The organism is Rathayibacter sp. VKM Ac-2759 (assembly GCF_009834225.1).
Taxonomy (GTDB): domain Bacteria; phylum Actinomycetota; class Actinomycetes; order Actinomycetales; family Microbacteriaceae; genus Rathayibacter.
In genome coordinates this window covers 2,906,630-2,927,797 of record NZ_CP047176.1, presented here as the reverse complement: position 1 = coordinate 2,927,797, position 21,168 = coordinate 2,906,630, and the positions used below count along the sequence as shown (strand labels likewise).

The following is a 21,168-nucleotide window of genomic DNA, read 5'->3' as shown; positions in this document are numbered from 1 at the left end:
ACCGACTGCCACGGCGTCGGTCCCGTCCGTTCCGTGCGTTCGGGAGCGTTCCGTGCGCCCGGCGGAGCGGAGGCGCCCGGGCGTCAGAACAGGCGCCAGCGGGTCAGCGGCCAGGCGACCGCGAACACGCGCCCGACGACGCGCTCGAGCGGCACGGTCTTGACGCAGGCGTCGATCGGGCCCGGAGCTCCGCGGCAGGCGCCCATCGAGTCGTTCGAGTTCGAGCGGTGGTCGCCCATCACGAAGAGGGTGTCCTCCGGCACGGTGTACTCCTCGAAGCACCGGGTCGATGCCGGCTCGGTGGTGCAGTCGAGCGAGCCGGGGACGAAGGGGAAGTCCTCGAAGACGTACGACTCGTCGAGCGGCTGACCGTCGACGAGCACGCGCCCCTCGGCGTCGCAGCAGGAGACGGTCTGGCCGCCCACGGCGATCACCCGCTTGACGAGGAACTCCTCATGCGACGGTCCGATGCTGGTGACGTCGCCGAAGTACTTCACCGCCTCCGACAGCGGATTCCCGACCGCGTCGCTCGCGCCCCACCGGGCATCGCGCGAGAACACCACGATCTGCCCCGACTCCGGGTCGCCGTCGGGCGACGCGGTGCGGTCGACGAGGATCCGGTCGCCGAAGAACCCGCCGCCCTGGAGGGTGTTCTCCATCGAGCCGGTCGGCACGGTGTACACCTTCACGAAGAAGGTCTGCACGAGGGCGATCACGACGATCGCGACGACGACCGTGACCAGCGGATGCGAGTACCAGCGGCGCTCGCTCGGTGCCGTCTTCTGCGTGCGGGCCATGCGCACTCCCTCCGTGTGACGGGGAAAGCCTAGGCGGCGGCGAGCCGGGCGCCGGCGGCGGCGCGGTTCGCGCGGCGGGCGGCTCCGACACGCCCGAGCTGGCGGAGCGCGCGGGATTCGCGTAGTATCGACCCTTGGTGTTTTGTGCGTGCTCCGGCACGCCCGCGCACCGCATCCTGGGCGCTCGCCCGGGGGAGGATCGTCGCGGAAACATTCGCACGACCAGTACACACACTACTTCCGAACGACAGTGAGGCTATGGCCAAAAAAGACGGTGTCATCGAAATCGAAGGTGCGGTTGTCGAGGCGCTCCCCAACGCGATGTTCCGCGTGGAGCTGACCAACGGACACAAAGTTCTCGCCCACATCTCGGGCAAGATGCGTCAGCACTACATCCGGATCCTCCCCGAGGACCGGGTGATCGTGGAGCTGAGCCCTTACGACCTGACCCGCGGCCGGATCGTCTACCGCTACAAGTAGACGTTCGCTCCGCTGAGGTTCGCGACGTGCGTGTCCTGTAAGGAACGGCCCCGGCATCCGCCGGGAGCACGACGCCAGCGAAATCAAGGACAAGAACAATGAAGGTCAACCCCAGCGTCAAGCGCATCTGCGACCACTGCAAGATCATCCGCCGCCACGGCAACGTGATGGTCATCTGCAGCAGCAACCCCCGCCACAAGCAGCGCCAGGGCTAGTCCCGCTGCTCCGGCGGGAGCGCAGGGGCGGAGCGATCCGCCCCGACGAATGCACGACAGCACGACACACAGCAGCACCAGAAATCGCGCAGCGCCACCCCGGTGGCGGACGGCGAGGACACCTTCGGTCGGAGGCCGAGGCACCGGTGCTGCATCACACCTCCACTCACTCACAGGAGAAGCCACAATGGCACGTCTGGCAGGAGTAGACATCCCGCGCGAGAAGCGCGTGGAGGTCGCACTGACCTACATCTACGGGGTCGGCCGCACTCGCGCGCTCAAGGTTCTGAGCGACACCGAGATCGACGGCAACATCCGCGTCAAGGACCTCAGCGACGAGCAGCTCGTCGCCCTCCGCGACTACATCGAGGGCAACTACAAGGTGGAGGGAGACCTCCGCCGCGAGGTCGCCGCCGACATCCGCCGCAAGGTCGAGATCGGCTCGTACGAGGGCATCCGCCACCGTCGCGGCCTCCCGGTCCGTGGACAGCGCACCAAGACGAACGCGCGCACCCGCAAGGGACCCAAGCGCACCGTCGCCGGCAAGAAGAAGGCCGGCCGCAAGTAACGCGGGCGACACGGACCTAGAGGAGATAAAGAATTGGCTACCCCCAAGTCGGCCGCTCGTAAGCCGCGCCGCAAGGAGAAGAAGAACATCGCAGTGGGCCAGGCCCACATCAAGTCGACGTTCAACAACACCATCGTCTCGATCACCGACCCCTCCGGGGCCGTCATCAGCTGGGCCTCGTCCGGTGGAGTCGGCTTCAAGGGCTCGCGCAAGTCGACGCCCTTCGCCGCCCAGCTCGCCGCCGAGTCGGCTGCGCGTCAGGCGCAGGAGCACGGCATGAAGAAGGTCGACGTCTTCGTGAAGGGCCCGGGCTCCGGTCGCGAGACCGCGATCCGCTCGCTCCAGGCCGCAGGCCTCGAGGTCGGCTCGATCAACGACGTCACCCCGCAGGCGCACAACGGCTGCCGCCCGCCCAAGCGTCGTCGCGTCTAGCACCAGCACTCGCAGCCGTCGGTCGGCCGCACGAACCGCTCTCGGGCGGGGAGTGGGGCCGACCGGCGGATCGCGCATTTCTTTCACAACTTCATACCTCGCACACGCACGTGTCATATAGCGGACACGTGACGGAAAGGAATCATCAGTGCTTATCGCACAGCGCCCGACGCTCACCGAGGAGAACATCTCGGAGTTCCGTTCCCGCTTCGTCATCGAGCCCCTCGAGCCCGGCTTCGGCTACACGCTCGGCAACTCGCTGCGTCGCACCCTGCTGTCCTCCATCCCCGGCGCCGCTGTCACCAGCATCCGGATCGACGGAGTGCTGCACGAGTTCACGACGGTCCCGGGAGTCCGCGAGGACGTCACCGAGATCATCCTGAACATCAAGGGACTCGTCGTCTCGTCCGAGCACGACGAGCCGATCACCGCCTACCTGCGCAAGCAGGGCGCGGGTCAGGTCACCGCCGCGGACATCTCGGCTCCGGCCGGTGTCGAGATCCACAACCCGGACCTCGTCATCGCCACGCTGAACGACAAGGCCAAGTTCGAGCTCGAGCTGACGATCGAGCGCGGCCGCGGCTACGTCTCGGCGACCCAGAACCGCAGCGAGTTCTCCGAGGCCGGCCAGATCCCGGTCGACTCGATCTACTCGCCCGTGCTCAAGGTCACCTACCGCGTCGAGGCGACCCGTGCCGGTGAGCGCACCGACTTCGACCGCCTGGTCGTCGACGTCGAGTCGAAGCCGGCGATCACGCCGCGCGACGCCATCGCGTCGGCCGGTCGCACGCTGACCGAGCTGTTCGGTCTCGCCCGCGAGCTCAACACCGCGGCCGAGGGCATCGAGATCGGCCCCGCGCCGGTCGACGCCGTCCTCTCGACCGAGCTGTCGATGCCCATCGAGGACCTCGACCTCTCCGTGCGCAGCTACAACTGCCTGAAGCGCGAGGGCATCAACAACGTCAACGAGCTCGTCGCCCTGTCGGAGACGCAGCTCATGAACATCCGCAACTTCGGACAGAAGTCGGTGGATGAGGTCAAGGAGAAGCTGACCGAGCTGGGCCTGTCGCTGAAGGACTCGGTCCCCGGGTTCGACGGAGCCCACTTCTACAGCTACGACGACGAGAGCATCTAGGTTCCGCTTCCGGAGCCTGCGGCTCTTCGCGATCGACCTGCTGACACCCCTTTAGTACTGGAGTAAACCCATGCCCAAGCCCACGAAGGGCCCCCGCCTCGGAGGCGGTCCCGCACACGAGCGTCTGCTGCTCGCGAACCTGGCCGCGGCCCTGTTCACGCACAAGAGCATCAAGACGACCGAGACGAAGGCCAAGCGCCTGCGTCCCCTCGCCGAGCGTCTCGTGACGTTCGCCAAGCGCGGCGACCTGCACGCCCGTCGTCGCGTCCTCGCGACGATCGGCGACAAGTCGGTCGTCCACGAGCTCTTCACCGAGATCGCGCCGCTGGTCGCCGAGCGTGAGGGCGGCTACACCCGCATCACGAAGATCGGCCCGCGCAAGGGCGACAACGCGCCCATGGCCGTCATCGAGCTCGTCCTCGAGCCCGTGACGCCGAAGGCGAAGAAGTCGCGCACCTCGGCGGCGCCCGTCGCCGCTCCGGTGGACGACGCTCCCGCGTCGGTCGAGGAGACCAGCACCGACGAGACGGCCGTCCAGGACGCGCCCGTCGAGGACGCGCCCGTTCAGGACGCTCCCGTCGAGGAGACCGGCACCGAGACCAAGTAGTCCCGAGCCCTCCTCGAGAGCCCTCCGTCCCCACCGGGACGGGGGGCTCTCGTCGTCCGCGCCGTGGCGCGAGACGTCGCATACGATGGCGTGATCGTCCTCCTGGGGCGGTGCCTGCGTCACGACCGGCGCTCCCGGGGCCGCCGCCCCGACGATCCTCTGAAGGGGCTCCGTGCGCCTGCGTCTCCCGGTTCTCGTGTCCGCCACCGTCCTGCTGCTGAGCGGCTGCGCCTCCGGAGCCGTGATCGACGTGCCGGACTCGGCGGGTTCCGCCGCGACCGCCGTACCGACCGCCTCCGCCGCGCCGGAGCCGCCCGCAGCCACCTCGACGGCGGCGGCCGCTCTCGACTGCACCACCGCACTGCCCGCCGGCACGGTGGAGGACCGGCTCGGACTCCCGCGCGGCACTGCCACGCCCGCGGTCGTCGACGGTGACTGCGCCTACTCGATCGCCGGGAACCCCTCCGCGGTCGCCGTGTCGCTCACGCCGGCCCGGCTCGTCGACACCTTCACCGGCGAGGGCGACTCGCGGGGCGCCGCCTCGGTCCCTCTCGGCTCCGCGGCGTACTGGGTGCAGGGCAGCGCAGCGACGTCGACGCCGTCCGAGCTCGCCGTCCTCGCGGGCGGGCAGGAGCTGCACATCGTCTCGTTCGTCGGCGACCAGGGCGCCCTGCTCGACTGGGCGGTCGCGGTCCTCGGCTCGGTCGGGGTGGACCTCGTCGTCGCCTGAGCGGGCCGGGCCGACGACCTAGACTCGACGGATGCTTCACCGAGTCCGCCTCGATCTGGCCTACGACGGCACGCACTTCGCGGGATGGGCCAAGCAGCCGGGTCTGCGGACGGTGCAGGGGGTGCTCGAGGACGCCCTCGCCGTGCTCCTGCGGACCGAGGAGCGCCCCGTGGTCACGGTGGCCGGCCGGACGGATGCCGGAGTCCACGCGAGCGCGCAGGTGGCGCACCTGGATCTCACCGATGAGCAGTGGCAGCGCCTCAGCGGTCCGCGCCGCGCGACCGACGAGACGCTCCTCCCACCGGCCGCTCTGGAGCGCCGCCTGCGCGGGTACCTCGGGCAGTACTCCGACGTCTCGGTGCACCGGATCTCGGCGGCGCCGGAGGGGTTCGACGCCCGCTTCTCGGCGCGGTGGCGCCGCTACGAGTACCGCCTCGCCGACGCCTCCTCGATGCGGCACCCGCTCGAGCGCGCCTCCACGACCTGGATCACCGAGTCGCTCGACGAGGGTGAGATGGCGCGCGCGGCGCACGCGCTGCTCGGGCTGCACGACTTCGCGTCGTTCTGCCGGGCGCGCGTGGGCGCGACCACGATCCGCAGCCTCCTCGACTTCGAGTGGGAGCGCGACACCGACGGGGTGCTGCACGCCCACCTGCGGGCGGACGCCTTCTGCCACAGCATGGTGCGGGCCCTGGTGGGCGCGTGCGTCGCGGTCGGCATGGGCAAGCTGGACGCATCGGAGGTCACGGGCCTGCGCGACGGCGTCGCCCGGACGAACGCCTTCGGCGTGATGCCGGCCCGCGGCCTGATCCTGCGCGAGATCGACTACCCCGACGACGCCTCCCTCGCAGAGCGCGCCGTGATCACCCGCGCCAAGCGCACGGTGGCTACGGTCGACTCCGATGGGAAGGACCCCGAATGATCCGCATCCTCCGCACCGCGGTCCCGATCGCGGTGCTCGCCGCCGCTCTCGCGGGCTGCTCGTCGTCGACGATCGACATCCCGGAGGGGGCGCAGGTCGCTCCCGCGCCGACCGCCGCACCGACCGAGACCGCCGCGATCGAGCCCGCTCCCGAAGCGCCCGTCGAGGCCGCGCCGGTCGAGACCACCCCCGCCACTGCCGGCCGGGTGCTCGACTGCGCGGCCGTCCTCCCCGCCGAGACCATCGAGAGCGCCCTCTCGCTCCCTACCGGATTCGTCACCGCCTCCGAGCAGAGCGACGGCTGCGCGTGGGCGATGGCCGGGAACCCGTCGGCGCTCACGGTGCAGGCGGTGACCGGAGCGACGGAGGAGACGCTCGCGCAGCAGGAGGCGACCGGTGCCGCGACCTCGAGCACGCTCGGCGATCGGGCGTTCTACCGCGCCGGAGACGCGGCCGTCGATCCGGCCGCGACCCTGATCGTGCTGGTCGGCGACGAGATGGTCACGCTGCGCTCGTACGTCGGCGACCAGGCCGCGCTCGAGGAGCTCGCGAGCGACGCGCTGACCGCCCTCGATCTCGACCCCTCCTGACGCCCGGTCGACCGCGGACCGCGTCGTCGTGCTTCCGCTGATGAGCTCTGTGCTGTAATGTCGACCCTTGGTGTTTTCGGCCGTGTGCCGAGCGCCCGAAGTTGAGCCCTCCACCGGTTCGGTTCCCCCGCCTCGCGGGGAGAACGGCCACGGAGCGGGATTCACGAACACCTCACTCCGATCAGAAAGCAGCACTCACGTGACTCGCACTTTTTCTCCGAAGCCGGCTGACGTCCAGCACGACTGGATCGTCATCGACGCGTCCGACGTCGTGCTCGGCCGTCTCGCCACCCACGCCGCGGCGCTCCTGCGCGGCAAGCACAAGGCCACCTTCGCGCCGCACATGGACATGGGCGACTTCGTCATCATCGTCAACGCCGAGAAGGTCGCCCTCACCGGCCAGAAGCTCCTCCAGAAGAAGGCCTACCGCCACTCCGGCTACCCGGGCGGCCTCTCGGCCACCACGTACGCCGAGCTCCTCGAGAAGAACCCGGCCCGCGCCGTCGAGAAGGCCATCCGCGGCATGCTCCCCAAGAACTCCCTCGGTCGTGCGCAGCTGCGCAAGCTGAAGGTCTACACGGGCTCCGAGCACCCCCACGCGGCGCAGCAGCCCCAGGCGTACGCCTTCAACCAGGTCGCCCAGTAGGCTCCGGCCCTCCCCGACACCTCAGACTTCGAAGACAAAGGATCACCTACACCGTGGCGAAGATCGCAGACCAGCTCGACGTGGCTCCCGAGAGCTACTCCACCGAAAGCACGGCCCCCGAGGCGTCCTCGACGCCCCGCGCCGTCCTCAACGTCTCCGGCGCAGCCGTGGGCCGACGCAAGCAGGCCATCGCCCGCGTGCGCCTCGTCCCCGGCTCCGGCGGAATGACCGTGAACGCCCGCGAGTTCGCGGAGTACTTCCCCAACAAGCTGCACCAGCAGCTGATCACCGACCCGTTCAAGGTCCTCGACCTCATCGGCTCGTACGACGTGGTCGCCAAGATCACCGGTGGCGGCCCCTCCGGCCAGGCCGGTGCGCTCCGCCTCGCGATCGCGCGTGCGCTGAACGAGATCGACCGCGAGAACAACCGCGCCATCCTCAAGAAGGCCGGCTTCCTCACCCGCGACGCTCGCGTCATCGAGCGCAAGAAGGCCGGTCTCAAGAAGGCCCGCAAGGCGTCCCAGTTCTCGAAGCGCTAGTCGGCGCGGCCTCCGTGCCGCTCGACCAGTAGCTCGAGAAGTGGTCTGCGCTATGCCGCGCCTTTTCGGAACCGACGGCGTCCGTGGCCTCGCGAATCGCGAGGTCACGGCCGACCTGGCCCTCGGCCTCGCCCAGGCGGCCGCCCGTGTACTCGGTGCGGCCGCCCGGGCCGAAGGCCGACGGCCCGTCGCCGTCCTCGCCCGCGACCCCCGCATCTCCGGTCAGTTCATCGGAGCGGCCGTCGCCGCGGGTCTCGCCAGCGCGGGGGTCGACGTCCTCGACGCCGGCGTGATCCCCACGCCCGCCACCGCGTACCTCATCGCCGACGAGCGCGCCGACTTCGGCGTGATGATCTCGGCCTCGCACAACCCGGCCGCCGACAACGGCATCAAGTTCTTCGCGGCGGGCGGCCGCAAGCTGCCCGACGAGCTCGAGAACCGCATCGAGGCGGCTCTCGGAGTCCCGCCGCTCACACCGACCGGGGCCGACGTCGGACGCATCCGCCGCTTCGCCGACGCCGAGGACCGCTACGTGGTCCACCTGCTCGGCTCGCTCGGCAGCACCCGGCTCGACGGCCTGCACGTCGTCATCGACTGCGCCCACGGCGCGGCCGCCGGCATCTCGCCCGAGGTCTTCACCGACGCCGGCGCGACCGTCACGGTGATCGGCAACGATCCCGACGGCCTCAACATCAACGACGGAGTGGGCTCCACCCACCTCGACAACGTCGCGGAGGCGGTCCGCGCCGCCGGCGCCGACCTCGGCATCGCGCACGACGGCGACGCCGACCGCTGCCTCGCGGTCGACGCCGACGGACGCGTCGTCGACGGCGACCAGATCATGGCGATCCTCGCGACCTCGATGGCGCGCCGCGGTGTCCTCCGCGACAACGTCCTCGTCGCGACGGTCATGAGCAACCTCGGGCTGAAGCTCGCGATGGCGGAGGCGGGCATCCGCGTCATCCAGACCGGCGTCGGCGACCGCTACGTGCTCGAGGCGATGAACGAGGGCGAGTACTCCCTCGGCGGCGAGCAGTCGGGCCACGTCATCATGAGCCGCTACGCGACCACCGGCGACGGCGTGCTCACCGGCCTTCAGCTGGCCGCCGAGATGGCACGCACCGGGAAGACGCTCGCCGAGCTGGCCTCGGTGATGAGCGTGTTCCCGCAGACCCTGGTCAACGTGCGCGGAGTCGACCGCGACGGCGTGCACGACGACGAGGTGATCGCCGCCGCGGTCGCCCGGGCCTCCTCCGAGCTCGGGACCGACGGCCGGGTGCTGCTGCGCCCCTCCGGGACCGAGCCGATGGTGCGCGTGATGGTCGAGGCCAAGACGCAGGAGACGGCCGACCGGCTGGCGGAGTCCCTCGCGGCCGTGGTGCTCGCGCAGCTGCGCTCCGCTCACTAGAACGCCGGTCCCTGCCCGGCGTCCCGCAGTCGGGCTGTGTTCATGAGGACGCCGGTCCCTGCCCGGCGTTCCGCAGTCGCTTGCCGAGGTGGTTGCGCGGGTGGAGCGTGTTGCGTTCGCCGCGCCGGAATCGCTTGGCACGCGATTGCGTCGACGGCTGTGCTGTCTGGACGCCGGTCCCTGCCCGGCGTTCCGCAGTCGCTTGCCGAGGTGGTTGCGCGGGTGGAGCGTGTTGCGTTCGCCGCGCCGGAATCGCTTGGCACGCGATTGCGTCGACGGCTGTGCTGTCTGGACGCCGGTCCCTGCCCGGCGTTCCGCAGTCGCTTGCCGAGGTGGTTGCGCGGGTGGAGCGTGTTGCGTTCGCCGCGCCGGAATCGCTCGGCACGCGATTGCGTCGACGGCTGTGCTGTCTGGACGCCGGTCCCTGCCCGGCGTCCCGCAGTCGGCCTGCCGAGGTGGTTGCGCGGGTGGAGCGTGTCGCGTTCGGAGCGTCCGAATCGCTTGGGACGCGATTCGGACGACACCTCGAGGGTGGTCGCCGGTCCGATGAGCGCAGCTCGGAGGATGCTCCTTCCTGCCTGCTGGTCGAGCAGGGCCGTCGGGCCGTTTCGAGACCCAGCGGACCCGGCAGGTCGGCCTGTCGGATCGGCCCTCCGACTCCGCTGGATCTCGATACGGCCGCAAGCGGGCTGCTCGATCGAGCAGGCAGAGGAGAGCCGCCCGGTCAGATCTTGCGGAGGAGCACCGACGAGACGGAGTGGTCGGCCTGCTTGCGCAGGACCAGGCTCGCGCGGGAGCGGGTCGGGCGCACGTTCTGCACGAGGTTGGGCTCGTTGATGGTCGACCAGATGTCGCGGGCGCGGCTGCGCGCCTCGTCGGGGGTGAGCGCGGCGTAGCGGTGGAAGTACGAGTTCGGATTCGCGAACGCGCCCTGCTGCAGCGCGAGGAAGCGCTCCTCGTACCAGCGGGCGATGTCGCTCGTGCGCGCATCGACGTAGACCGTGAAGTCGAAGAGGTCGCTCACCGCGAGCCCGTTCCCGGGGACCGGGGGCTGCAGCACGTTCAGGCCCTCGACGATCAGCACGTCGGGCCGCCGCACGACGATCTCGGCGTCGGGGACGATGTCGTACGAGAGGTGCGAGTAGAACGGCGCCCGCACCTCCGCGGCCCCGCCCTTGACCTCCGAGACGAAGCGCAGCAGCGCCCGGCGGTCGTAAGACTCCGGGAACCCCTTGCGGGCCATCAGCCCGCGGCGCTCGAGCTCGCGGTTGGGCAGCAGGAACCCGTCGGTGGTGACCAGCTCGACGCGCGGAGTGTCGTCCCAGCGCGCGAGCAGCTCGCGCAGCAGCCGCGCGATCGTCGACTTGCCCACCGCGACCGAGCCGGCGACTCCGATCACGAACGGAGTCGCCTGCGCCCGCTCGCCGAGGAACGTGCTCGTCGCGCGGTGCAGCTGCCTCGCGCCGCCCGCGTAGAGCGTCAGCAGGCGCGACAGGGGGACGTACACCTCGGCGACCTCGGTGAGGCTGAGCCGATCGCCGAGTCCGCGCAGCTGCACGACCTCGGTCTCGGTCAGCGGCAGCTCGGTGCTGCGGGCCAGCTCGGCCCAGTCGGACCGCGAGATCTCGACGAACGGAGAGGGGTGCGCCTCGCGCCCGGGATCACGAGCTGACGACGGCATGACCCCCGATCCTACTGTCCGCCGCGGCCCGCCCCGACGGGATCGAGCCCCTGCCCGATTCCGGATCAGCCGCCGTTTAGGATCGAGCACATGTGTGGAATCGTGGGATACGTCGGTGAGCGGGACAGCCTGGCCGTGCTGCTCGGGGGCCTGAAGCGTCTGGAGTACCGCGGCTACGACTCCGCGGGCGTCGCCGTCATCGACGCCGACGGACAGCTCGACAGCCGTAAGCGCTCGGGCAAGCTCAGCGTCCTCGTCGACGACCTGGAGGCGCGTCCGCTCGCCGAGGGCACGACCGGCATCGGGCACACCCGCTGGGCGACGCACGGCGGCCCGACCGACCGCAACGCGCACCCGCACCTCGCCGACGACGGGAAGCTCGCCGTCATCCACAACGGCATCATCGAGAACTTCCAGCCGCTCAAGGAGGAGCTCGAGGCCGAGGGCGCCGTCTTCGAGAGCGAGACCGACACGGAGGTCGCCGCGCACCTGATCGCCCGCGAGTACCGCCGCACCGGCGACCTCGTGCTGGCGTTCCAGGCGATCGTCGCCCGACTCGAGGGCGCGTTCACCCTGCTCGCCCTGCACCAGGACCAGCCGGGCGTCGTCGTCGGCGCCCGCCGCAACTCCCCGCTCGTCATCGGCCTCGGCGACGGCGAGAACTTCCTCGGCTCCGACGTGGCCGCGTTCGTCGAGTTCACCCGCCGCGCGGTCGCGATCGGCCAGGACCAGATCGTCACGATCACGCCCGAGCTGGTCACCGTCACGGACTTCTTCGGCGAGCCGGTCGAGACCGAGCCGTTCGAGATCGCGTGGGACGCCTCCGCCTCCGAGAAGGGCGGCTGGTCGAGCTTCATGGCGAAGGAGATCACCGAGGGCCCGGAGGCGGTCGCCAACACGCTGCGCGGCCGCATCCACGACGGTGCGATCACCCTGCCCGAGCTCGAGAGCCTCGACGGCATCCTCACCGAGATCGACCGCATCACCGTCATCGCCTGCGGCACCGCGGCGTACTCGGGCATGGTCGCGAAGTACGCGATCGAGAAGTGGGCGCGCGTGCCCGTCGAGGTCGAGCTGAGCCACGAGTTCCGCTACCGCGACCCGGTGCTCACGCCGCGCACGCTCGTCGTCTCGATCAGCCAGTCGGGCGAGACGATGGACACGCTGATGGCGGTCAAGTACGCCCGCGAGAAGGGCGCCCGGACGCTCTCCGTCTGCAACACGCAGGGCGCGACGATCCCGCGCGAGTCCGACGCCGTCCTCTACACGCACGCCGGCCCGGAGGTGGCGGTCGCCTCGACGAAGGCGTTCGTCGCCCAGATCGCGGCGCTGTACCTCTTCGGCCTCCACCTCGCGACGGTGCGCGGCGCCGCCTCCGCCGAGCTCGTCGCCTCGCAGGCGGCCCAGCTCGCTGCGATCCCCGAGAAGCTCTCGCGGGTGCTCGACGCCTCCGAGGACATCGCCCAGCTCGCCGGCTGGATGGCCGACACCCGTGCCGTGCTCTTCCTCGGGCGGCACGTCGGCTACCCGGTCGCGCTCGAGGGCGCGCTCAAGCTCAAGGAGCTGGCCTACATCCACGCCGAGGGCTTCGCCGCGGGCGAGCTCAAGCACGGGCCGATCGCGCTGATCGAGCCGGGCCAGGTCGTCTTCGTGATCGTGCCGAGCCCGAGCGAGTCGTACGAGCTGCAGCGCAAGGTGATCTCGAACATCCAGGAGATCAAGGCGCGCGGCGCCCGCGTCATCGCGATCGCGGAGCAGGGCGACACGGCCGCGATCCAGATCGCCGACGAGGTCGTGCCGATCCCGCTGGCCGACCCGCTGTTCGAGCCGCTGCTCGCGGTCACCCCGCTGCAGATGTTCGCGATGGAGCTCGCCGCGGCCAAGGGTCTGGACGTCGATCAGCCGCGCAACCTCGCGAAGTCCGTCACGGTCGAGTGATCGCGTCGTGATCGTGGGGATCGGCGTGGACGTGGTCGACCTCGCCCGCTTCGAGCGGGCGATCGCCCGCACCCCGCGCCTGCGCGAGCGCCTGTTCGCCGAGAGCGAACGCGAGCTCCCGGTCGCCTCGCTCGCGGGGCGGTTCGCGGCGAAGGAGGCGCTCATCAAGGCGCTCGGCGACTCCGTCGGCGCCCGCTGGCACGACATGGTCGTGGAGCGCGACGAGCACGGAAACCCGTCCTTCGCCCTGCAGGGCCCGGCGCGGGCCGCGGCCGAGGCGCGGGGGATCGCACGGCTGCACCTCTCGATGACGCACGATGCGGGAGTCGCCTGCGCGTTCGTGGTGGCCGAGTCGTGATCGCCCCGCTCTCGTTCCGCGAGGCCCTGATCGACACCGACGCGATCTCGGCGAACGTCGCGCGCCTGCGCGAGCTGACCGGTGCGCGGCGCCTGATGGCGGTCGTGAAGGCGAACGCGTACGGGCACGGGGCGCTCGTCGCCGCGCAGGCCGCGCTCGCCGGCGGAGCCGACGCGCTGGGCACCGCGGATCTCGCCGAGGCCGTCGCCCTGCGCGAGGCGGGCGTGCTCGCGCCGATCCTCTGCTGGCTGCACGACCCGGGGGAGGACTTCGACGGAGCCCTCGAGCACGGGATCGACGTCGCCGTCTCGTCGCGCGCGCAGCTCGACGCGCTCGCGCAGGCGGCGGAGGACCGCGGCGTCCGCGCCGCCGTGCAGCTCAAGGTCGACACCGGCCTCAGCCGCAACGGCGCTCCCGAGCAGGAGTGGGCGTCGCTCGCCCAGGCGCTCGCCCGCCACACCGCTCGCGGTGCCCTGCACCTCACCGGACTGTTCTCGCACCTCTCGAACACCTCGCGCGCCGACGACCTCGACCAGCTCGCCGTGCTCCGGCGCGCCGCCGCGCTCCTCGAGGAGCACGGCCTCGCCGCCCCCGTCGTGCACCTCGCCGCGACGGCCGGCGCGCTGCGGCTGCCCGAGGCGAGACTCGACCTCGTCCGCACCGGCATCGGCGTCTACGGGCTCTCGCCCTTCGACGACGAGAGCGCGCTCGACCTCGGGCTGACACCGGCGATGACGCTGCAGGGCCGGGTGGCCGGAGTGCGCCGGGTCGAGCCCGGCACCGGGGTCAGCTACGACTACACCTACCGCTCCGCCGGCGAGACCACCCTCGCCCTCGTCCCGTTCGGCTACGCCGACGGCATCCCGCGCAGTGCCTCCGGAGTCGCGGAGGTCTCGATCGCCGGGCGCCGCCACCGCATCGCCGGTCGCGTCGCGATGGACCAGTTCGTGGTCGATGCGGGCGACGCCCCGGTCGCGGTCGGCGACCCGGTCATCCTCTGGGGAGACCCGACGACCGGCGTCCCCTCGGTCGACGAGTGGGCTCGCTGGTGCGGCACGATCAACTACGAGCTCGTCACCCGCCTCGGCCCGCGGGTGCAGCGACGGGCCGTCGGCGGAGCGGGCGGCGTCCGTGCCTGAGCGCGCGTGGTTCGCCGACCGCGACGTCGAGGTCGCGGATCCCGGGGCGATGGAGGAGCTCGGCCGCTCCCTCGGCCGCGTGCTGCGGGCGGGCGACCTGCTGGTGCTCACCGGGCCCCTCGGCGCGGGCAAGACGACGTTCACCCGGGGTCTGGGTGAGGGGCTGGACGTGCGGGGCCCGGTGACGAGCCCCACCTTCGTGATCGCGCGGACGCATCCGCCCCTGCACGACGGCCCGCCGCTCGTGCACGTCGACGCGTACCGCGTCGGCTCGCCCGTCGAGCTGGACGACCTCGACCTCGACCTCGAGCGCTCCGTCGTGGTCGTCGAGTGGGGTGCCGGCATGCTCGACGGCGTCGCGGAGTCGTGGCTCGACATCGTCATCGAGCGCCCGACCGCGGGGTCCGAGGCCGAGGAGGGCGAGGAGCCGATCGAGCCGCGCTCCGTCCGCTTCCGCGGCACCGGCTGGGTCTGACGACCGGCGAGTACCCTGTCAGGGTGCTTCTCGCGATCGACACCTCCTCCGGTACCTCCGTCGCCGTCGTCGACGAGACCGGCGAGGTCAGGGCGGAGTGCGCCGAGACCGACACGATGCGGCACGCCGAGGTCGTCGGCTCCCTGATCAGCGCCGCGCTCGAGTCCGCCGGAGTCGCGCCCGCCGACATCGAGGCGGTCGCCGTCGGCATGGGTCCCGGCCCCTTCACGGGCCTGCGGGTCGGCATCGCCGCCGCCCGCGCGTTCGCCGTCGGCCGCGGGATCCCGACGATCCCCGTGGTCTCGCACGACGCGATCGCCCTCGAGGCGCTCCGGCACGGCCGCTCGGCCGGTCTCCTCGTCGTCACGGACGCCCGGCGCCGCGAGCTCTACTGGAGCGCCTACGCGGGACTCGATGCGGCGGGGATCCCGGAGCGCCTCGCCGGGCCCGGGCTCGACAAGCCGCCCGCGCTGCCGTTCCCCGAGCTCCCGCGCCTCGAGGCCGCGACCGTGTCGGCCGCCGAGCTCGGAGTCGTCGCCGTGCGCACCCGCGCCGCCGGCCGCCTCCCCGCCGCCGACGAGCCGCTCTACCTCCGCTCGCCCGACGTCACGCTCTCGGCCGGCCCGAAGCGCGTGACCGGATGACCGCGGCCGCGATCCGCGAGGCCGCCGCCTCCGATCTCGACGCGATCATGGCGATCGAGGAGTCGGAGTTCACCAGCGACGCCTGGTCGCGCTCGATGATGGCCGGCGAGCTGCGGAGCCCGCACACGCGCTACGTCGTCGCCGAGCTCGGCGGCGCCGTCGTCGGCTACGCGGGACTGCTCTGCCCCGTGGGCGCGCACGAGGGGGACGTGCAGACGATCGCCGTCGTCCCCGCGGCCCGGGGTGCCGGGCTCGGCCGCCGGCTGCTGCGCCACCTCGTCGAGACCGCGGCCCGGCGCGGAGCCCGCGAGGTGTTCCTCGAGGTGCGCGCCGACAATCCGGTCGCGCAGTCGCTCTACCTCTCGGAGGGCTTCGTCGAGATCGCCGTCCGCCCCGCCTACTACCAGCCCGACGGGGTCGACGCGCTCGTGATGCGCCTGCCCCTCGCTTCCCAGGAGACGCCATGACCACCGGCCCGCTCGTGCTCGGCATCGAGACCAGCTGCGACGAGACGGGGATCGGCATCGTGCGCGGCACGACCCTGCTCGCCAACACGATCGCCTCGTCGATGGACGAGCACGCGCGCTACGGCGGAGTGGTCCCCGAGGTCGCGGCGAGGGCCCACCTCGAGGCGCTCGAGCCGACCCTGCGGACCGCGCTGGCGGAGGCGGGGGTGTCGCTCGACGAGCTCGACGCGATCGCGGTCACCAGCGGTCCCGGTCTCTCGGGGGCGCTGATGGTGGGCGTGGGGGCGGCGAAGGCGCTCGCCGTCTCGCTGCAGAAGCCGCTCTACGCGGTGAACCACCTGGTCGGGCACGTCGGAGCCGACGTGCTCCGCGCCGACGGCACTCCCGGCAGCCCCGTCGAGGTGCCGACGATCGCACTGCTGGTCTCGGGCGGCCACACCTCGCTCCTGCACGTGCGCGACCTCGTCTCGGACGTCGAGCTGCTCGGCGAGACCATCGACGACGCGGCGGGGGAGGCGTTCGACAAGGTCGCGCGCGTGCTCGGCCTGCCCTATCCCGGCGGTCCGCAGATCGACCGCGTGGCCGCCGACGGCGATCCGCGGGCGATCCGGTTCCCGCGCGGGCTGACCCTGCCCAAGGACAGGGAGAGGCACCGCTACGACTTCTCGTTCTCGGGGCTGAAGACCGCCGTCGCGCGCTGGGTCGAGAAGCGCCAGGACGCGGGGGAGGAGGTGCCGGTCGCCGATGTCGCCGCGAGCTTCCGCGAGGCGGTCGCCGACGTGCTCCTGACGAAGGCCGTCGCGGCCTGCGTCGACCGGGGGGTGCCGCGACTGCTGCTCGGCGGCGGGGTCGTGGCGAACGCGCGGGTGCGCTCGCTCGCCGCGGAGCGCTGCGCGGCCGCCGGCATCGCGCTGCGGATCCCTCCGCTCTCGCTCTGCACGGACAACGGAGCGATGATCGCCGCGCTCGGCGCGCAGCTCATCGAGGCGGGGCACGCGCCCTCGAGCCTCTCGTTCGGGGCCGACTCGACGCTGCCGGTGACGGAGATCCAGGTCCACTGAGGTCGCCTACTCCGGCGTCGCGGGGGCGCACAAGCGGCACCCAGGCTTTTGACAGTCGGTCGAGGCCCCTGCCACGCTGAGCGCATCCAGTCGTTCCTGATCAAGGGGGATCCCATGACCACTCCGTACACGCCCGCCTCCGACCGCTACAACATCCTGGCGATCATCGGCTTCATCGCGTCGTTCTTCGTCTCGATCGTGGGCATCGTGCTGGGCTTCGTCGCCCTGTCGCAGATCAAGCGGACCGGAGAGAAGGGCCGCGGCCTCGCGATCGCCGCGATCATCATCGGCTTCGCCGCCATCATCATCACGATCTTCCTGGTCATCGGCCTGTTCGCCGTCGCGGCCACCATGCCCACGACCGGGTACTGATCCCGATGCGCCCCCTCCGATCCCGGTGGGGGCGCTCCGTCCGACGAGGAGAGACGCCGTGAGCGACACCAGCGAGCCGAGAGCGTCGTACGCCGCACCCTCGGGGCCGCCCTCCGCGGAGTACCCGCCCCCGGCCGGTCCGCCCGGCGGCGAGGCTCCGGTCGTCCGCGCCACCCGGCCTCCCCTCAACCCGCTCGCCGTGGCCGCTCTCATCTGCGGCCTGCTCGGTCTCGCGCCCGCGGCGATCGTGCTCGGCCACGTCGGGCTCGTGCAGGCGGGCCGCTCGGGACAGCGCGGGCGCGGGATCGCCGTCGCCGGCCTCGTGCTCGGCTACCTGGTCGTCGTCCTCGCCGTCGCGGGCTGGTTCGCCTACACGGCCTTCGTCGGCGGTCTGCGGAGCGACGGGTACCTGCCCGCCTGACCGGGATCCCGGGTCGCCCCGGCCACCCGTCGGTAAGCTCGTGCGCATGAGCGACAGCACCCAGTCCGGGTCCGAGGACCGACCCGGCTCCGTCCCCGTTCCGCCCGCGCCTCCGGCACCGCCCGCTCCTCCCGTGCCGCCCGCTCCTCCGGCCGGGTCGTCCACTCCGGCCGGGTCGTCGCCCCCGCAGGCTCCGCAGGCCCCGCCCGCTCCTCCGGCGCCTCCCGCCTACTCCGGCGACGCGAGGCCCTCGTACGGCTCGCCGGCCTACGGCACGCCGGCTCCCGGGTACGCCTACGCTCCCGCACCCGCCGCGCCGCCCCGCACGCTGAGCCTCGTCGGCATGATCCTGGGCATCGTCGGCCTCGTCATCACGGTCTTCGCCTGGGGCTTCGGCTTCATCCTCTCGGCTCCCGCCGTCGTGCTCGGGTTCCTCGGACGCCGGCGCGAGCCGGCCGCGCGCGGCTTCGCCCTCGCGGCGATCATCACCGGGTTCGCCGGGATCGCCGTCTCGCTGATCTTCCTCGCGATCACGATCGTGCTCTTCGCCGTCGCGCTGGGCGCGGCGAGCTCCTCCGGATACTGACCCGGATCAGGCCGCCCGCTCGGCCAGGAGCGCGCGGTGCCGGCCCTGCACCCGCGTGAGGAGCAGGACGGCGCTGCCCGCGCCCTTGAGGCCGAGCTTCTTGCGGAAGAGCGCAGGATCGACGTCGACGCCGCGCTTCTTGATCTCGAGCACGCCGATCCCGCGGCCCTTGAGCTCGCGGGCGAGCGTGCGCTCGTCGAGGGGGAGCTCCGCGAGCACGCGGAAGCTGCGGAGGAAGGGCGTCGTCGAGGGTTCGTTGCCCGTCAGGTAGGCGATGCCGGGCGAGAGCATCCGCGATCCGCTCGAGCGCGCGAGCTCACCCAGTAGACGGGCGCGGATCGCGGAGCCGTCGGGCTCGTGGACGAAGGCGCCGAGCTCGCCCACCTCCTCGTCCTCGCTGTCGGCGGCCGCGGTCAGCTCGGAGGCCCCGCTGGAGCCGAGCAGGAGCGCCGACCGGCGGACCCCGGGACGTGCGAGAGCGCCGAACCACAGACCCGTCTCGACCAGCTCGCCGTCGACCGACACCCACTGCGCCTCCGCCTCGGCCGGGATGCGCTCGCGGTCGAAGCCGGGACCGAGCTTGATGCCGGCCGGCCGGTGCTCGGCCAGGCCGAAGGCGAAGTCGAGGGAGGGGGAGTAGTCGTCGGGATCCTCCAGCCGCCGCGTCTCGCGGTGCCCGGCCGTGCGCCGCGCGGGGTCGAGGTAGACGGCGTCGAAGCCGTCGAGGTCGAAGGTCTCGGCGTCGGCGTGCACCGCGCGAGCGGAGGGGAACGGGGCGAGGTTGAAGCTCGCGAGGGTGGCGGTGATCTCGTCGGCGTCGACGGCCGTGACCTCGAGGTCGATCGCCGCGAGGGCGAGGGCGTCGCCTCCGATACCGCTGCCGAGGTCGGCGATGCGCGTGACCCCCGCCGCCGCGAACCGGCCGGCGTGGAGTGCGGCGACCCGGAGGCGCGTCGCCTGCTCGAGGCCCGCGTCGGTGAAGAGCATCGAGCGCGCGAACTCGCCGAACTTCGACACCGCGCGCGCTCGCAGGCGGGCCTGGGTGAGCACGGCGGCGACGAGACCGGGGGAGTGGCCCGCCGCGCGGAGCGTCGCGACGGCGCGCACGAGGTCGTCGGAGCGGTATCCGTCGAGACCGTCGAGGAGCCGCAGCCCCTCCGGGGAGAGGAGCTCGACCAGCTCGTCGCGATGCATCCGGCCATGCTAGGCCACCCGCTCCCGGGCCCGATCCGCTCGTCTTGGCACTCTGATTGCACGAGTGCCAGCCTTGCCTCTACAGTGGATCTAGCACTCTCGGAGCGTGTCTGCCAATGACAGCGCTCCGTCCCAACGTCGTCAAGAAAGAGGTCAACCGTGTCGGTGTCCATCAAGCCGCTCGAAGATCGCATCGTCATCAAGCAGGTCGAGGCGGAGCAGGTGACCGCTTCCGGTCTCGTCATCCCCGACACCGCCAAGGAGAAGCCGCAGGAGGGCGAAGTCGTCGCCGTGGGCCCCGGCCGCATCGACGACAACGGCAACCGCGTCCCCCTCGACGTCGCCGTGGGTGACAAGGTCATCTACTCCAAGTACGGCGGAACCGAGGTCAAGTTCTCGGGCGAGGACCTCCTGGTCCTCTCCGCGCGCGACGTCCTCGCGGTCGTCGTCCGCTAGGACGGTTCCCCGAAGGGCCCGGCGACTGCTGTCGCCGGGCCCTTCGCCGTGTCCGGGGCGGGCCTCCTCGCGACAGGTGGCCTGATCCCGGCGTCCGGCGGCCGTTCTGCGCGGTCCGGCGGCCGGGCTCCTGCGTAGCATCGGAGGGGTGTCCGCCTCCCGCACCCCGCCCGACTCCCTCGAGCCCTCCACCGCCGGCATCCCGGTCGGCGAGGGCGTGGAGGCGCTCGGCGACGACCGTCCGTCCGGCGCGATGTCGTCGACGGGCCTGTGGTTCGGCTTCGGCGCCTACCTGCTGTGGGGCGCGATGCCGCTCTACTTCATCGCGATGGCGCCCGCCTCGCCGTTCGAGATCGTCGCCTTCCGGGTGCTCTTCTCGCTCGTCTTCTGCGGGGTGCTGCTGACGGTCACCCGCAGCTGGCCGGGCTTCCTCGGGCTGTTCCGCGAACCGCGACTCCTCGCGGTCATGGCGCTCGCTGGAGCCCTGATCTACGTCAACTGGCAGGTCTACGTCATCGCGACGACGACCGGCCACGTCATCGAGGCGGCGCTCGGCTACTTCATGAACCCGCTGGTCACCGTGCTGCTGGGCGTGATCGTGCTGCGCGAGCGCCTCCGCACGGCGCAGTGGGTCGCGATGGCGATCAGCGCGGTGGCGGTGCTCGTCATCGCCATCGGCTACGGATCCTTCCCCTGGGTGTCGCTGGCGCTCGCGTTCTCGTTCGGCCTCTACGGCCTCGTCAAGAGCCGGGTCGGCGGCCGGATCGACGCGGTCGGCGGTCTCACGCTCGAGACGCTGTGGCTGACTCCGCTCGCGCTCGTGCAGCTCGCCGTCGTCGGGTCGCTCGTCGGCCTGACCTTCGGCACGGAGGGGACGGGCCACGCGCTGATCCTGGCCTCGGCGGGCATCGTCACCGCCGTGCCGCTGCTGCTGTTCGCGGGGGCCGCGCGCCGCCTGCCGCTCTCGATCGTCGGTTTCATCCAGTACCTGACGCCGGTCCTGCAGTTCCTCGTCGGGGCGTTCGTCCTGCACGAGGCGATGCCGCCGGAGCGCTGGATCGGCTTCGCGCTGGTCTGGGCGGCCCTGGTGATCTTCTCAGTCGACCTCGTCGCGGCGGAGCGTCGGAGGCGCCGATCGGTGGCGTGATGTGCGGATCGCGTTGCTGAGAGCGGTTGCCGCTGTCGAAAGTAACGATCGGGTCGCGAAACCCGTTCGTAACACCGCCGTATTGTTCACGGCTGCTCCGAAGGTTACGTTTGCCCAGCGGTTGCCTCCGGCGCCGCTCTGACGACAACCACATCTCAAG

The 21,168-nt window shown here is 71.7% G+C and carries 27 protein-coding genes; 24 read left to right on the top strand and 3 right to left on the bottom strand.

The window, feature by feature from the left end; genetic code table 11:
* Window positions 1-83: 83 nt before the first annotated feature.
* Complete coding sequence (gene lepB / locus GSU68_RS13605; RefSeq protein WP_159909186.1) at window positions 84-797, bottom strand: signal peptidase I; 714 nt, start codon at window positions 795-797, stop codon at window positions 84-86.
* A 258-nt stretch (window positions 798-1,055) separates the two neighbouring features.
* On the opposite strand from lepB, the gene infA reads away from it, so the two are divergent.
* The 12 genes from infA to glmM all read left to right on the top strand — a co-directional run bounded on the left by infA (window position 1,056) and on the right by glmM (window position 9,069).
* Window positions 1,056-1,277: a translation initiation factor IF-1 gene (gene infA / locus GSU68_RS13600; RefSeq protein WP_022883252.1), complete on the top strand. Its 222-nt coding sequence runs from the start codon at window positions 1,056-1,058 to the stop codon at window positions 1,275-1,277.
* A 98-nt stretch (window positions 1,278-1,375) separates the two neighbouring features.
* A complete protein-coding gene (rpmJ, locus tag GSU68_RS13595) occupies window positions 1,376-1,492 on the top strand; it encodes a 50S ribosomal protein L36 (RefSeq protein ID WP_055787164.1) in 117 nt (38 codons plus the stop codon).
* Between the two features lie 187 nt (window positions 1,493-1,679).
* On the top strand, window positions 1,680-2,060 hold the full coding sequence (rpsM, locus tag GSU68_RS13590) for a 30S ribosomal protein S13 (protein WP_159909184.1): 381 nt from the start codon (window positions 1,680-1,682) through the stop codon (window positions 2,058-2,060).
* A gap of 33 nt (window positions 2,061-2,093) precedes the next feature.
* Window positions 2,094-2,492, top strand: a complete 399-nt coding sequence (gene rpsK / locus GSU68_RS13585) for a 30S ribosomal protein S11 (protein WP_055787170.1) — start codon at window positions 2,094-2,096, stop codon at window positions 2,490-2,492.
* Window positions 2,493-2,640: 148 nt separating this feature from the next.
* Window positions 2,641-3,627, top strand: coding sequence for a DNA-directed RNA polymerase subunit alpha (locus GSU68_RS13580; RefSeq protein WP_159909182.1), 987 nt, complete (start codon window positions 2,641-2,643; stop codon window positions 3,625-3,627).
* Window positions 3,628-3,697: 70 nt separating this feature from the next.
* A complete protein-coding gene (gene rplQ / locus GSU68_RS13575; protein ID WP_159909180.1) occupies window positions 3,698-4,234 on the top strand; it encodes a 50S ribosomal protein L17 in 537 nt (178 codons plus the stop codon).
* Between the two features lie 196 nt (window positions 4,235-4,430).
* Complete coding sequence (locus GSU68_RS13570) at window positions 4,431-4,964, top strand: hypothetical protein (protein ID WP_159909178.1); 534 nt, start codon at window positions 4,431-4,433, stop codon at window positions 4,962-4,964.
* A gap of 31 nt (window positions 4,965-4,995) precedes the next feature.
* Window positions 4,996-5,886 (top strand): tRNA pseudouridine(38-40) synthase TruA, encoded by an 891-nt coding sequence (gene truA / locus GSU68_RS13565; RefSeq protein ID WP_159909176.1) that lies wholly within the window; start codon window positions 4,996-4,998, stop codon window positions 5,884-5,886.
* A complete protein-coding gene (locus tag GSU68_RS13560) occupies window positions 5,883-6,476 on the top strand; it encodes a hypothetical protein (RefSeq protein ID WP_159909174.1) in 594 nt (197 codons plus the stop codon). The genes truA and GSU68_RS13560 overlap by 4 nt, the downstream gene beginning before the upstream one ends.
* Before the next feature lie 199 nt (window positions 6,477-6,675).
* On the top strand, window positions 6,676-7,122 hold the full coding sequence (rplM, locus tag GSU68_RS13555) for a 50S ribosomal protein L13 (RefSeq protein ID WP_159909172.1): 447 nt from the start codon (window positions 6,676-6,678) through the stop codon (window positions 7,120-7,122).
* A gap of 53 nt (window positions 7,123-7,175) precedes the next feature.
* Complete coding sequence (gene rpsI, locus GSU68_RS13550; protein ID WP_159909170.1) at window positions 7,176-7,661, top strand: 30S ribosomal protein S9; 486 nt, start codon at window positions 7,176-7,178, stop codon at window positions 7,659-7,661.
* A gap of 52 nt (window positions 7,662-7,713) precedes the next feature.
* Window positions 7,714-9,069, top strand: coding sequence for a phosphoglucosamine mutase (gene glmM, locus GSU68_RS13545; RefSeq protein WP_159909168.1), 1,356 nt, complete (start codon window positions 7,714-7,716; stop codon window positions 9,067-9,069).
* Window positions 9,070-9,793: 724 nt separating this feature from the next.
* On the opposite strand, the gene coaA is transcribed toward glmM, so the two are convergent.
* The gene (coaA, locus tag GSU68_RS13540; RefSeq protein ID WP_159909166.1) at window positions 9,794-10,750 is read right to left on the bottom strand and encodes a type I pantothenate kinase; all 957 of its coding nucleotides are present in this window, start codon (window positions 10,748-10,750) and stop codon (window positions 9,794-9,796) included.
* A gap of 90 nt (window positions 10,751-10,840) precedes the next feature.
* Here coaA and glmS point away from each other — a divergent pair, with 90 nt between their 5' ends.
* From glmS to GSU68_RS13490, 10 genes are all read left to right on the top strand, one after another.
* The gene (gene glmS / locus GSU68_RS13535; RefSeq protein ID WP_159909164.1) at window positions 10,841-12,688 is read left to right on the top strand and encodes a glutamine--fructose-6-phosphate transaminase (isomerizing); all 1,848 of its coding nucleotides are present in this window, start codon (window positions 10,841-10,843) and stop codon (window positions 12,686-12,688) included.
* A 7-nt stretch (window positions 12,689-12,695) separates the two neighbouring features.
* Entirely contained in the window at window positions 12,696-13,046 is a 351-nt protein-coding gene (locus GSU68_RS13530; protein ID WP_159909162.1) for a holo-ACP synthase, read from the top strand.
* Window positions 13,043-14,185: an alanine racemase gene (gene alr / locus GSU68_RS13525; RefSeq protein ID WP_159909160.1), complete on the top strand. Its 1,143-nt coding sequence runs from the start codon at window positions 13,043-13,045 to the stop codon at window positions 14,183-14,185. The genes GSU68_RS13530 and alr overlap by 4 nt, the downstream gene beginning before the upstream one ends.
* Before the next feature lie 49 nt (window positions 14,186-14,234).
* A complete protein-coding gene (gene tsaE / locus GSU68_RS13520) occupies window positions 14,235-14,660 on the top strand; it encodes a tRNA (adenosine(37)-N6)-threonylcarbamoyltransferase complex ATPase subunit type 1 TsaE (RefSeq protein WP_159910298.1) in 426 nt (141 codons plus the stop codon).
* A gap of 23 nt (window positions 14,661-14,683) precedes the next feature.
* Complete coding sequence (gene tsaB, locus GSU68_RS13515; protein ID WP_159909158.1) at window positions 14,684-15,304, top strand: tRNA (adenosine(37)-N6)-threonylcarbamoyltransferase complex dimerization subunit type 1 TsaB; 621 nt, start codon at window positions 14,684-14,686, stop codon at window positions 15,302-15,304.
* Window positions 15,301-15,771: a ribosomal protein S18-alanine N-acetyltransferase gene (rimI, locus tag GSU68_RS13510; RefSeq protein ID WP_159909156.1), complete on the top strand. Its 471-nt coding sequence runs from the start codon at window positions 15,301-15,303 to the stop codon at window positions 15,769-15,771. The genes tsaB and rimI overlap by 4 nt, the downstream gene beginning before the upstream one ends.
* On the top strand, window positions 15,768-16,832 hold the full coding sequence (gene tsaD, locus GSU68_RS13505) for a tRNA (adenosine(37)-N6)-threonylcarbamoyltransferase complex transferase subunit TsaD (protein WP_159909154.1): 1,065 nt from the start codon (window positions 15,768-15,770) through the stop codon (window positions 16,830-16,832). The genes rimI and tsaD overlap by 4 nt, the downstream gene beginning before the upstream one ends.
* Before the next feature lie 114 nt (window positions 16,833-16,946).
* Window positions 16,947-17,204 (top strand): DUF4190 domain-containing protein, encoded by a 258-nt coding sequence (locus GSU68_RS13500; protein ID WP_159909152.1) that lies wholly within the window; start codon window positions 16,947-16,949, stop codon window positions 17,202-17,204.
* Between the two features lie 58 nt (window positions 17,205-17,262).
* Window positions 17,263-17,625, top strand: a complete 363-nt coding sequence (locus GSU68_RS13495) for a DUF4190 domain-containing protein (protein WP_159909150.1) — start codon at window positions 17,263-17,265, stop codon at window positions 17,623-17,625.
* A gap of 46 nt (window positions 17,626-17,671) precedes the next feature.
* Window positions 17,672-18,211, top strand: a complete 540-nt coding sequence (locus GSU68_RS13490) for a DUF4190 domain-containing protein (protein ID WP_159909148.1) — start codon at window positions 17,672-17,674, stop codon at window positions 18,209-18,211.
* Between the two features lie 6 nt (window positions 18,212-18,217).
* Here GSU68_RS13490 and GSU68_RS13485 read toward each other — a convergent pair whose 3' ends face one another.
* Complete coding sequence (locus tag GSU68_RS13485; protein WP_159909146.1) at window positions 18,218-19,405, bottom strand: class I SAM-dependent methyltransferase; 1,188 nt, start codon at window positions 19,403-19,405, stop codon at window positions 18,218-18,220.
* Window positions 19,406-19,564: 159 nt separating this feature from the next.
* Between GSU68_RS13485 and groES the strand changes: the two genes are divergently transcribed.
* A complete protein-coding gene (gene groES, locus GSU68_RS13480) occupies window positions 19,565-19,861 on the top strand; it encodes a co-chaperone GroES (protein WP_055787236.1) in 297 nt (98 codons plus the stop codon).
* A gap of 148 nt (window positions 19,862-20,009) precedes the next feature.
* Window positions 20,010-21,008 (top strand): EamA family transporter RarD, encoded by a 999-nt coding sequence (gene rarD / locus GSU68_RS13475; protein WP_348272491.1) that lies wholly within the window; start codon window positions 20,010-20,012, stop codon window positions 21,006-21,008.
* Window positions 21,009-21,168 lie beyond the last annotated feature (160 nt).